Source organism: Herbivorax alkaliphila, assembly GCF_030848475.1.
Classification (GTDB): Bacteria; Bacillota; Clostridia; order Acetivibrionales; family Acetivibrionaceae; genus Herbivorax.
Map to the genome: position 1 here is coordinate 26,898 of NZ_JAVDDS010000027.1, position 12,793 is coordinate 39,690.

Consider the following 12,793-nt stretch of genomic DNA (forward strand, 5'->3'; position numbering starts at 1 on the left):
GTGAATGGAAAAGTTTACATAGTAGGTGTAGGACCTGGAGATTATAAACTTATTACTTTAAAGGCAGTTGAGTGTATAAAAAAAGCAGATGTAATAGTATATGACAGACTTATTGGAAGAAAAATTTTAAATTTTGCAAAAGATAATTCAGAAAAAATATTTGTAGGAAAATCCCCTAATAATCATTCTCTTTCACAGTATGAAATAAACAGACTTCTTGTAGAACAAGCAAAAAAGGGTAAAATAGTTGCAAGGGTAAAAGGAGGAGATCCCTTTTTATTTGGAAGAGGTGGGGAAGAAGGCGTTTTTCTATATGAAAATAAGATAGAATTTGAAATAATACCTGGTATAACTTCTGCAATTTCTGTTCCTGCCTATGCTGGAATACCAGTAACCCACAGAGAGTGCTGTTCATCTTTGCACATAATTACAGGACATGAAAGAGAGGAAAAAGAAAAAAGCAGCATAAATTATAAAGAGCTTGCAAAGATTGGAGGAACTTTAGTATTTCTTATGGGGGTCAAAAACCTTCCTAATATTTCTAAAAATCTTATCAAAAATGGAATGAAAAGATTAACTCCTGTGGCAGTTGTGGAAAGGGGAACAACTTTTGATCAAAGAGCAATAACAGGCACTCTTGAAGATATTTCACATAAAGTATTAGAAGAGAAGGTAAGTTCTCCTGCAGCCATAGTAGTTGGTGAGGTTGTAAACTTTAGAGAAAAACTAGATTGGTTTTTGAAGGGGACGCTTAGGGGGAAAAGGGTGGTTGTCACAAGAGCTAGAGAGCAGGCAAGCAGACTTGTTGATATGATTGAAGACTTAGGTGGGGAAGCTCTAGAGTTTCCAACTATAAAAATAGAGCCTCCAGATTCTTTTGACCAGTTTGATAGAATTTTAGAGAATGTTAGAAACTACAATTGGCTGGTATTTACTAGCCCAAATGGGGTAAAAGCTTTTTTTGAAAGGCTAAGACATAAAAAAATAGATGTAAGAAGTTTATATAATTTAAAAGTTGCTGTTATTGGCAAAGTGACAGCAGATGAAGTTGAGAAAATAGGAATAAACATTGATTATATGCCAGATAAGTACACTACAGATGAACTTTTAAAAGGCATGAAAAAAGTTATAACTCCTAGTGAAAGAATACTTCTAGCAAGGTCAGACATAGGAAGCAAAGAACTTTTAGATGGATTATTAGAAAATGGAAATAACGTAACTAATGTTACTGTATACAAAACTTCCCCTGCTATAGAAGACAGAAAAGAACTTTTAGACTTATTTAAAAAAGGTAAAATAGATTTTATAACTTTTACCAGTTCATCTACAGTTATAAATTTTATAAAAGCTGTAGGCAGAGAAAATTTAGACAAACTATCAAATACAAAAGTTATATCAATAGGACCTGTTACAACAAAGACAGCAATTGAAAATGGCATCAATGTAGCAAGGCAAGCAGATGAACACACAATAGCAGGTCTAGTCACTCAACTCATTCAACTCGTTCAACTCGGGGACGGTTCTTGAATTGAATAACTCATTCAATTCAAGAACCGTCCCCGAGTTGAACGTTAGATTATAATTTAACTATAGGAGATGTTATTTTGGATATTATAAAAAGGCCAAGAAGGCTTAGAATAAATGAACAAATGAGAGATATGGTAGGAGAAACTGTAGTAATGCCTAATGATTTGATTTATCCCCTATTTGTAGTAGAAGGGGAGAACATCAGAAACGAAGTGCCATCTATGCCTGGAATATATCAGTTTTCCATTGACAACCTTTTAAAAGAGATAGAGGATGTATGTAAAAGTGGCATAAAAGGAGTAATCCTATTTGGAATACCTGATAAAAAGGATGAAATGGGTACAGGAGCTTATGATGAAGAAGGTATTATTCAAAAGGCATTAAGAGCTGTAAAAAAAGAATTTCCACACATATTAGTTATTGCAGATGTTTGCCTTTGTGAGTATACCAGTCACGGACACTGTGGTATTGTTGAAAATGGGGAAATCATAAATGACCCTTCTGTAGAGCTTATTTCAAAAACAGCTCTAAGTTATGCTAGAGCTGGGGCTGATATTGTTGCACCATCTGATATGATGGATGGGCGTGTAGGACATATAAGAGAGGTGCTGGATAAAAACAATTACACTGATATGACTATAATGGCTTACAGTGCAAAGTACTCGTCGGCATTTTACGGACCATTTAGAGATGCAGCAAAGTCCAGTCCTCAGTTTGGAGACAGAAAAACATATCAGATGGATTATAGAAATGTAAGGGAAGCTTTAAGAGAAGTCCAACTTGACATAGAAGAAGGTGCAGATATAGTGATGGTAAAGCCTGCACTTTCATATCTTGATATAATCAGCAAAGTAAAAAACAGCTTTAACGTGCCTGTTGCTGCTTACAGTGTAAGTGGTGAGTATGCAATGATAAAAGCAGCCTCGCAAAAGGGCTGGATAGATGAAAAGTCTGTTGTGTTAGAATCAATTACTTCAATAAAGAGGGCAGGAGCAGAAATAATAATTACATACTATGCAAAAGAACTATCTAAGTGGCTCTAAGGAAAAAAGGTAATAAACCCTCAAGTTGTGTATTGAGCAGTGGAGGTTTTAAATGCTGTATATTACAAATTGAAATTATTTCCCTGAATTATTCTGATTTTTCTCTTTTAAAAGGAAAATTATATTTTCTCACCAGTTCATATAGATACAAATATATTTCTCTATCTACGACATATTGACTTCCATTTATTCTTACATAGTAAATACGTTCTTCAGAATTCTTAATAGGATCCAAGAAAATGTTTGACCTTACATATATATCAAATAAATCATTTTCATTAGTTCCTATTAATGTTATTTTAACACTAAAAGCTGATGAGGTTGGAACCAGCTCAAGTCTATTGTTTTCTTTTAATATTGATAAAATATTTTTCGCCTCATCAGCATCAATAGAAACAGTTTTTTCTGTCAACCCATTGTAAATTCTTGCACCATATACTTCGTCTTCTTTTGGTAACCGTATATTTAAGGACATAAAAATGAATATATATGCTAAAACAACTACTGTAATAATTATAGAAATTGAAATAACTAATTTTTTCATACATTATCAATCCTTTCATTCCTTTAATAACATTATGAAGAAAAAACCAAAAAAGGTCAATGCAGTATTTTCCTTTTTTGGTTTTTGAGTTTTAATTTATTGCATTTCTATAATTTTTCCTGATATAGCATCAATTAAAATGTATTCGCCTAATGATAAATCATTTCTGCTGTCTGTGTTATAATATTCCAAACTGATATAATATTTCCATACAAGTTCTCTGCTTTTTATGAAACAGAGTTCTTTTTCTAAAATAGAATAATTATTTAGGTTCAAATCATTTAATTTACTAAAGTTATTATTAATAGCCTTATCTAGAAGTTCATCTGCTTCTTTTTTATTTATATGATTTTTAGATAATTCTATTTTTTCTCTATCGTTAGCATCAAAAAGCCCAACATGTGGCATAACTGTAGAGATTAATTCACCTTTGTTGTTTACAGTAACTTGAATAGAATCTACAGTTTTAATTTTGTTTATGTATTTAGTCCAAACAAAGGTATAGTTTTGTAGGTGTTCACTATATCTATATGTTTCGAAATCATAATCCTTAATGTCTATATAACGTTCTACTTCTTTCTGTGCTATTTTTTTTAGCTGATTAACATTGAGGTTTGGCTTTCTGTTTAACTCTTTTTGGTTGTAATGTACTCCAACTATTTTTTGATTTTCATCAACGAAGTATTCATCCTTTGTTTCATTAGTATATGTATGAATTTTTGATTTTGAGTTAGGTAAATTAAGAGAATAATCATACTTTAACTTTATGTCTAACTTATCATTTTTGCACTTAACATGTATTTCGCTATCAACTGTCTGATCAATTTTCTCTCTATTATTAGTATTGATATTAGTATTTCCTAATACATAAATAGCAGAACTCATTATTATACTTAAGATTAAAACCACTAATAGCAGTTTGTTTAATTTTTTCATAATTTCAACACCTCGTATTTAAGATTTGTGATTTTTTATTATTACAAATTAATTAATTGTAATATTACCTGAACCAGCAATATAGTGGCTGTCAGTTCCTCCAGTAAAGCCCAAATAAGCAATAAATGTTCGGGTATCTGCAGTTTGTATTGCTTGGTTTACAGTTGAGTTATTTGAAAGTGAGCCATTAAAGTGTTCAAGCCAAGTAGCTTTTTGTGGAACTCTAAGAGTATTCTCCCATCCTACTGCACAGGTAGCACCTTGTTCATGAAATGTAGTGGTAATATTAGAGCCAAAATCAGCAGTATTACAACCTGCCAAAACAGCTAAAGTCATCCCAGATAAATCTTTCTCTTCAACATCTTCCATTTGTAAGTATGAATTAGAACAATCATTATCTGTATCATCTTTGTTTTTTCCATCATAGAATATCAATTCGGTATAATGTCCATGACCACTATAAAAGAATATATCATCTGTGGACAAATGATTTAATGCGAAATTAGCATCATAATCATGATATACAAATGAAGCATAACCCTGTATTTCATAACAAGCGCCAGCGTAAGTGGCATTTCCTGTGGTATCGTGAACCCAATCATAGTAAAAACCATAACAAGATGCATATTTTGTCTGCGAGAATACCATTGATGACCATGTAACTAAAATAGCAACTATTAAAATACAAGTTAAACTATACTTTCTAAGTTTTTTCATTGTTTCACCAATCCTTTATTTTTATTTTTTAAGAACTAACATATAGCTTAAGCAGTGTTACATTGAGACTAAAATATTTAACTTCTTTAGTTCAATATTTTAGTTTTAGATATCAGCTGATATTTTAAGACTTTATAGGAATCCCTTTGCCTTTGACAATTATTATATATATATATAATAATTGTCAATACATATAGTCAAAAAAATTTTTTATATAAAATATGTAATTAAAAGTTTTTATTTACTGCAAAAAAAATCAACTCAGATATGGTTCTAGAATTGAATGGTCAGCGAAATTTGACGATAATTTATCCAATTTGGAGATAGTTTTTGAAATTAGTGCCGGAGTTTCTTAAAAATAAACAAGATTATAATTCCACAAGAGAAGTCCAACTTGACATAGAAGAAGGTGCAGATATAGTGATGGTAAAGCCTGCACTTTCATATCTTGATATAATCAGCAAAGTAAAAAACAGCTTTAACGTGCCTGTTGCTGCTTACAGTGTAAGTGGTGAGTATGCAATGATAAAAGCAGCCTCGCAAAAGGGCTGGATAGATGAAAAGTCTGTTGTGTTAGAATCAATTACTTCAATAAAGAGGGCAGGAGCAGAAATAATAATTACATACTATGCAAAAGAACTATCTAAGTGGCTCTAAGGAAAAAAGGTAATAAACCCTCAAGTTGTGTATTGAACAGTGGAGGGGTTAAATGCTGTATATTACAAATTGAAATTATTTCCCTGAACTATTCTGATTTTTCTCTTCTTAAAGGGAGATTATATTTTTTCACCAGTTCATATAGATACAAATATATTTCTTTATCTACGACATATTGAGTGCCATTTACTCTTACATAGTAAATACGTCCTTCAGAACTCTTAATAGGATTTAAGAAAATATCTGGTGTTACATATATATCAAACAAATCATTTTCATTAGCTCCTATTAATGTTATTTTAACACTAAAAGATGTAAACGTTGGAACCAGCTCGAGTCTATTATTCTCCTTTATTATTGATAAAATATTTTTTGCCTCATTATCATTAATAGTAACAGCTTTTTCTGTACGCATATTTTCAATTCTTCCACCATATACTTCCTCTTCTTTTGGTAACCGTATATTTAAGGACATAAAAATGAATATATATGCTAAAACAACTACTGTAATAATTATAGAAATTGAAATAACTAATTTTTTCATTTAATATCAATCCTTTCATTCCTTTAATAACATTATGAAGAAAAAACCCCAAAAGGTCAATACAGTATTTACCTTTTGGGGTTTAACTTAATATGTGTAAAATAGTGTTTATTTTCATTGGTTTTTTGTAGAAAAAACAATACTAATTTTAGGATATTAAAAATATATTATAGATTGGTTAAATGTAATCTAATCAAGCAATCCATATTTATGCTTTTCCCAAAAAAAGCTTGTCTTTTACACTTCAATAGTTTAATATTAAAGAAAAACTTATTGAATAGGAGAGAAAATATGTCAAAAAAATTAACATCTATTTTAGTTACAATTGCACTAATTATGTCATTTGCAACATTTCAAGTAGTTGCAGAAAATCACGATATAGTGGTTGAAATTGATGGGCAAGTGGTGAAGTTTCCCGATGCAGAACCTTTTATAGACGAGCATTCTAGGACATTATGCCCTGTTAGATTCATTGCAGAGGATTTAGGTGCTGAAGTTTTATGGAACGACGAAGACAGAACAGTATCAATACAAAAAGATAATACCGATATTTTATTAAAAATTGGTGATGACACAGCGATGGTTAATGGTGTTGAAAAAACTTTTGATACATTTCCACAAATTTATGAAGATAGGACCTATGTTCCGTTAAGGTTTATAAGTGAAACATTAAACATGGATGTTGACTGGGATGATGAGACAAAAACCGTTATAATATCAACTCCAGATGAGTTAAATGAATTAACTATGGAAGAGCATTTTGACAGATATTTAACTGCTATGAAGGAAAATAGAGGTTTTAGAGGATCTGTTTTAGTTGCACATGAAGGAGAAACACTTTTTAGCAAAGGTTATGGATATGCAAATTATGAAGAAGGGGTAAAGAATACGCCTAATACTATGTTTGCAATAGGCTCAGTAACAAAGCAGTTTACAGCAATGGCAATAATGCAGCTATACGAACAGGAATTATTGGAGTTAGATGATGCTCTTTCACAGTACATACCGGATGTTGTTGAAGGTGATAATATTACCGTTAAGCATCTTTTAACACATACTTCAGGGCTATTTAATTATACTAATTTTCTTATGGAAATAGAAGATGTACCAGAAGAAAATACAGAAGACTTTCTTATGGATTTATTTAAGGATGAACCTTTAATATTTGAGACTGGTACACAGTGGGAATACAACAATACAGGCTATTTATTACTTGGACTTATTGTTGAAGAAATAAGTGGATTAAGTCTAGGTGAATATTTAAAAGAAAATATATTCGATCTCTTAGAAATGAATGATACAGGAACTTATTATGATAAAAAAGAAGAAGAGTTTGCAATTGGATATACAGGTTCTACAGAGCTAACACCTGTAGAGCAAGATGAAATTTTATTAAAGATTGCATATGGAGCAGGAAACCTGTTTTCAACAGTTAATGATATGTATAAATGGGATAGGGCTCTTCACACAGAAAAGCTTGTAAAAGAAGAAACTTTAGATATGGTCTTTGATGTTCATGAAAATATACCAGAAGAAGAAATGCTTAATTTTGGAGGGTTTGGATATGGCTATGGTTGGATTATTTCAGATGATTCAGAGTTAGGGAAAATTGTATCTCATGGTGGAAATACATTGTCCTATTCAGCCCAGATATCAAAATATTTAGAGCAAGATATTACTATTATAATAACAACAAATATAGGCTATTATGTTTTAGATTCTATTGAAGCGACTCTTATAGATATTATAATGGGAAATGAGTATGAATTGCCAGAGGAATTAGTTGAAATAGAACTAGATGCTGAAATTTTAGAACAATATACAGGTATCTATGAAAATGCAGAAGGTTACAATATTGTTATTAAGAAAAGTGATGGTCAATTATATGCTCAGCTTCCAGGACAAGAAAAAATAGAAATATATCCTATTTCGGAAATAGAATTTTTCTACAAAGAAGTAAATGCATTTATTACTTTTAAAAAGAATGATGATGGTGAAGCAGAGAAACTTATTTTCGAACAGGAGGGTATAGTTCTTGAGGGAACCCGCACAGGAGATGTACCACAGCGAGAAATTGCAGATATAGACAAAAAAATATACGAAAAATATGTAGGCGAATATAAGACAGATGACATAGGTACATTTACCATATCAATAGAGGATGAAAGTTTATATGCTCGACTTACAGGGCAGGTTAGATTAGAAATATCTCCTATGTCCCAAACAGAATTTTTCTACAAAGATATTCAAGCTGAAATAGAATTCATAATAGATGATGATGGAACGATGAGGGGTTTGATATTAAAACAAGGGGGACAGAATTTTTTAGCAGAAAAAATTTAAAATAAAAAGGGGGCGGAAAAGATACCGCTCCCTTTTTCAAAATATCTTGTTCACAACAGAAGATATATTATCAAATGAACAAAGCCCTCTAATGTATCTAAAAAAATCAAAATGGGATAAAGGTTGTCTCATTTTGATTTTGGAACAAAGCTTAAAGATTAAATAGGTCAGGAGCTGGATGCTCCTAATTTGTTATTAGTTTTATATGATAGAATGAGAGCAGCAAGGGATAGTACGAAAACAGGTATATGAAGTACACCTATCCACCAATTTGTTGAGGTAAACATAAAAAGATGCTGGGCAACCTGTATAAAGCCTATTGTGGATCCAACTACTCCTGTAACTCTTAAAACTGCAAAATTAACATTAGGATAAAAGAAAAACAAAATTGCTAAAATCAATGGGGTCATGGTACAAAACATGCTGTTGCCACCATTTGCAAAAAAATAAACAGGTTTAAAATCAGGCATTAATGTTGTCTGGTTTATTGGGTTCCAAAATGCAAACAGTGAAATAGATAAAGCAGATATAGTCCAAAAGTTTATTTTTGGAGGTGTCTCAAAATTGTTTTTATTGACAAAAGCTTCCCAAATCCATATGCCTGCTAGGATAGGAAATACTATGTATGATGATAATATAATTCCGAGACCATTTTGTTCTGTAAAAGAAGTGTTTTGAGTTATTCCATGGAAAATTGCTAATATTGCTAAATAAATAGAAAAGATACGACTGAATTTGTTTTTTAAAATAAAGACAAGAACTATAAATAATATAGCTATAGAATTCATAAGAACAGAATATCTGTCAAAAAAATATGTAAAATTATTCTCAGCTATAACTCCGATAGTTTCATACCACTTTGAAAAATCTGTAAGTGAGTAATTTCGTTGCATATAAGGGGGAAAGAAAAGGATTATTAAAGGTACCAAAACTATAAACCACCATTTTGCCGTAATTAAATCAAAGGAATTTTTAACATTATTTGACTTTGGAATTTGCATAAAACAAACCTCCCTCACAAAAAAATTTTAAAAGATGTAAATTTTATTTTTTAAAGTGTTAACATAACTTTATTATACCATGGATTGTCAATATGGCAAGAATAAAATTACAGAGAACGTATGTAAAATATTTTTGTTACAATATATAAGAAAATAATCAAACAAAGGCTATAGAAATTATAAAATACAAGCACATATAATGCTTGGTTGATAAAGAAACTTAATTCAATTATAATTAGGTAGAAAAGATTATCAATTGAGGTGACAATATGAAAAATAAAAGATCAGCAGAACTTTTCGAAGCTTCCCAAAAAGTTATGCCTGGAGGGGTTAATAGTCCTGTTAGAGCATATAAATCAGTAGGATTAGTTCCACCTTTTATAAAAAGAGCAGAGGGCTCAAAGATTATTGATTGTGATGGGAATACATATATAGACTATGTGGGCTCATGGGGGCCAATGATTTTAGGTTATGCAAATAAAAATGTTATTAATGAAGTAAAAGATGCCCTAGAAGATGGTACAAGCTTTGGTGCACCTACAGAGCGAGAAATTGAACTTGCAGAAATAATTTGCAAAGAAGTTCCTTCTGTAGATATGGTAAGAATGGTTAGTTCCGGTACAGAAGCTGTTATGAGTGCTGTAAGACTTGCAAGAGGATATACAAAAAGAGATAAAATACTTAAATTTGAAGGATGCTATCATGGACATTCTGATGGAATGCTGGTAAAGGCGGGTTCGGGAGCTATGACCACAGGTGTTCCCGATAGTGATGGTGTTCCAAAAGACTATGCAAAAAACACAATCACAGCATCATATAACAGCTTTTATGAAGTAGAAGATATATTTAAGTCTGTGGGAAGTGATATTGCAGCTATAATTGTAGAACCTGTAGCTGCAAATATGGGAGTCATTCCACCAGAAGAAGGGTTTTTGAAATTTTTAAGAGAGATAACAATAAAATATGGGGCACTTCTTATATTTGACGAGGTTATTACAGGCTTTAGAATTTCATTTAGTGGTGCACAGGGCTATTATGGTATCAATCCTGACATTACAGTGTTTGGCAAAATAATAGGTGGAGGTTTTCCTGTAGGTGCATATGGTGGAAGATTGGATATAATGAAAATGATTTCACCTGAAGGAACTGTATATCAGGCTGGAACTCTTTCGGGAAATCCTGTTGCAATGGCGGCAGGAATAGCTACTTTAAAAATTTTAAGAGATAACCCTGATATATATGATAAAATTGATAAAATGGCATCAAAGCTTGAAAGTTCAATAACAGATTTAAAGGGGAAATATGATATACCATTAGCTGTAAACCGAATTGGTTCTATAATGAGTGTGTTTTTCACAAATGAGAGGGTTAAAGATTATAGTACAGTGGCAAGGTCAGATTCGGACATGTTTTGTAGTTACTTTAAAGAGATGCTTAATAAGGGTATTTATCTTGCACCTTCACAGTTTGAGTCTATGTTTATTTCAGAAGCTCATAGCACTGAAGATATAGAAAATACTGTAAAATGTATAGACAAAGCTTTAAAAGTATTGAAAGGAGAAAATAAATGAGAGGGATACTAATTTTAGCACATGGAAGTAAAAGACAGGAAACAAATAGAATTCTTGATTCATTAGTAGAAAAGGTCAAGAAAAAAACAGGTGAGAAACTTGTTTATCCCACGTATCTTCAATTTTCAAACCCAGATTTTGAAGAGGGGATACAGTACCTTGTAAATAATGGAGCAAAAGAAATAAGAGTTATTCCGCTATTTCTTTTTGATGGTGTACATGTTACAAAGGATATACCTGAAGAGCTTGAAAGAATAAAAGATAATTTTAAAGATATTGATATAAAAATGGCAGGACATATTGGAGATGATGACAGGATAGCAGACATTGTAGTAGACAAAGTGGAATCTTTAAATTAAAGCCTTATACTAAGGCTTTTACCATATAAAAATAAGAGAGCTGTGAATATATGAGTATAAAAAGTATTATGATTGCAGGCACAAATAGTGGTTGTGGTAAAACTACAATATCGATAGGAATTATGGCAGCACTTTGTAATATGGGTATTGACGTACAGCCATTTAAGGTAGGTCCTGACTATATAGATCCTAAATTTCATAAATTTATTACAGGAAAACACTCTGAAAATCTTGATAGCTGGTTATTGGAGGAAGAGGCTCTTTTGTATATTTATAAAAAAAATGCAAAGAAAGCTCAAATGTCCGTGATAGAAGGAGTGATGGGCTTATATGATGGGTTTGGAGGCAATACAAAAGAGGGAAGTACTGCACATGTATCAAGAATAATCAAAGCACCGGTAATACTTGTTGTAAACGGAAGAGGTGCTTCTTTGAGTATCGTACCAATAATTAAAGGTTTTATTGACTTTGACAGGGATGTAGATATTAAGGGAGTAATAATAAACAATGTAAACAGTGATACACATTACAATCTTTTAAAAAGTGATATTGAAAAGTACACAGGCATTCATGTTTTAGGTTATATCCCTAAAGATGCTTCTTATTCACTGGAACAAAGGCATTTAGGTCTTGTACCACAGATGGAAATAAAGGACATAAAAACACGTGTTGAAAAACTTGCCAGTCAGGTAAAGAAAACTATAGATATTGAATTATTGTTAAAAATAGCAGGTGAATCTAATATTTCTTGCAGTTATGAAACAGATTTTCTATTAGATAAAAAATTTCAAAAAATAAAAATAGCTGTGGCAAATGATAGAGCTTTTAATTTTTATTATAGAGAAAATATAGAGATTTTAAAGAAGATGGGAGCTGAAATTATATATTTTAGTCCTATTGAGGATGGCAATTTACCAGAAGATGTGGATGGACTTTATATAGGAGGAGGTTATCCTGAGATTTTTGCTGGTGAACTTGAAGAAAACAAATGTATGAGATATTCTATAAAAGATTACATACTAAAAGGCTTGCCTGCTTATGCAGAGTGTGGGGGACTTATGTACATGGCAAAGTCTCTTGTCGCAAGCAATGACAAAGAGTTTGAAATGGCTGGTGTTATACCTAAAAACTGTGAGATGATAGGCAAGCTAAAAAGATTTGGATATGTGAATATAGAGGTTCTAAAAGACAATGTTTTGTCATCTTCAGGTGATAAAATAAGAGCTCACGAATTTCATTATTCTGCTTTAAATTTATCTAGCAGTACAGATGCATGTTATAAAGTTATAAAAAACAGATATAATATGGAGCCTGTATTTTGGGAATGTGGCTATAGAGTGAAAAATCTACTTGCAGCATATCAACACATTCACTTTTTGAGTAATTTAGATTTTGCTTTTAAATTTATTAAAAGCTGCACAAGTTATTCTAAATACAAAGGTATATATAATAAATGAGAGTGAACTCCTAAACCTGAGTTTTAGGTGGAGTCTTAAAACAAGATAAAGAAACCACATCTAAAGTAAGATGTGGTTTCTTTATTCTATTAAA

General features: G+C 31.5%; 12 protein-coding genes. 7 read left to right on the plus strand and 5 right to left on the minus strand.

The window, feature by feature from the left end; translation table 11 throughout:
* Both cobA and hemB read left to right on the plus strand, forming a co-directional pair.
* Window positions 1-1,527: a uroporphyrinogen-III C-methyltransferase gene (gene cobA / locus RBH29_RS11005; RefSeq protein ID WP_306696876.1), complete on the plus strand. Its 1,527-nt coding sequence runs from the start codon at window positions 1-3 to the stop codon at window positions 1,525-1,527.
* A gap of 83 nt (window positions 1,528-1,610) precedes the next feature.
* Entirely contained in the window at window positions 1,611-2,570 is a 960-nt protein-coding gene (gene hemB, locus RBH29_RS11010) for a porphobilinogen synthase (protein WP_373463326.1), read from the plus strand.
* 88 nt (window positions 2,571-2,658) lie between these two features.
* Here the strand turns inward: hemB and RBH29_RS11015 are convergent, their stop codons facing one another.
* From RBH29_RS11015 to RBH29_RS11025, 3 genes are all read right to left on the minus strand, one after another.
* Window positions 2,659-3,114: a hypothetical protein gene (locus RBH29_RS11015; RefSeq protein ID WP_306696877.1), complete on the minus strand. Its 456-nt coding sequence runs from the start codon at window positions 3,112-3,114 to the stop codon at window positions 2,659-2,661.
* Between the two features lie 96 nt (window positions 3,115-3,210).
* On the minus strand, window positions 3,211-4,050 hold the full coding sequence (locus tag RBH29_RS11020; RefSeq protein WP_306696878.1) for a hypothetical protein: 840 nt from the start codon (window positions 4,048-4,050) through the stop codon (window positions 3,211-3,213).
* A 48-nt stretch (window positions 4,051-4,098) separates the two neighbouring features.
* Window positions 4,099-4,767, minus strand: coding sequence for a hypothetical protein (locus RBH29_RS11025; protein WP_306696879.1), 669 nt, complete (start codon window positions 4,765-4,767; stop codon window positions 4,099-4,101).
* A 330-nt stretch (window positions 4,768-5,097) separates the two neighbouring features.
* Between RBH29_RS11025 and RBH29_RS11030 the strand changes: the two genes are divergently transcribed.
* Window positions 5,098-5,424 (plus strand): hypothetical protein, encoded by a 327-nt coding sequence (locus RBH29_RS11030; RefSeq protein WP_373463325.1) that lies wholly within the window; start codon window positions 5,098-5,100, stop codon window positions 5,422-5,424.
* Window positions 5,425-5,512: 88 nt separating this feature from the next.
* On the opposite strand, the gene RBH29_RS11035 is transcribed toward RBH29_RS11030, so the two are convergent.
* Window positions 5,513-5,968 carry a hypothetical protein gene (locus RBH29_RS11035; protein WP_306696880.1) on the minus strand — a complete coding sequence of 152 codons (456 nt, stop codon included), beginning with the start codon at window positions 5,966-5,968 and terminating at the stop codon, window positions 5,513-5,515.
* 291 nt (window positions 5,969-6,259) lie between these two features.
* On the opposite strand from RBH29_RS11035, the gene RBH29_RS11040 reads away from it, so the two are divergent.
* On the plus strand, window positions 6,260-8,311 hold the full coding sequence (locus RBH29_RS11040; RefSeq protein ID WP_306696881.1) for a serine hydrolase: 2,052 nt from the start codon (window positions 6,260-6,262) through the stop codon (window positions 8,309-8,311).
* Between the two features lie 167 nt (window positions 8,312-8,478).
* Here RBH29_RS11040 and RBH29_RS11045 read toward each other — a convergent pair whose 3' ends face one another.
* Window positions 8,479-9,312, minus strand: coding sequence for a hypothetical protein (locus RBH29_RS11045; protein ID WP_306696882.1), 834 nt, complete (start codon window positions 9,310-9,312; stop codon window positions 8,479-8,481).
* 269 nt (window positions 9,313-9,581) lie between these two features.
* On the opposite strand from RBH29_RS11045, the gene hemL reads away from it, so the two are divergent.
* The 3 genes from hemL to RBH29_RS11060 are packed head-to-tail and all read left to right on the plus strand — an operon-like array spanning window position 9,582 to window position 12,699.
* Window positions 9,582-10,883, plus strand: a complete 1,302-nt coding sequence (hemL, locus tag RBH29_RS11050) for a glutamate-1-semialdehyde 2,1-aminomutase (RefSeq protein ID WP_306696883.1) — start codon at window positions 9,582-9,584, stop codon at window positions 10,881-10,883.
* Window positions 10,880-11,242 (plus strand): sirohydrochlorin chelatase, encoded by a 363-nt coding sequence (locus RBH29_RS11055; RefSeq protein WP_306696884.1) that lies wholly within the window; start codon window positions 10,880-10,882, stop codon window positions 11,240-11,242. Before hemL ends, RBH29_RS11055 begins: the two co-directional genes overlap by 4 nt.
* Before the next feature lie 50 nt (window positions 11,243-11,292).
* Window positions 11,293-12,699, plus strand: a complete 1,407-nt coding sequence (locus RBH29_RS11060) for a cobyrinate a,c-diamide synthase (protein WP_306696885.1) — start codon at window positions 11,293-11,295, stop codon at window positions 12,697-12,699.
* Window positions 12,700-12,793 lie beyond the last annotated feature (94 nt).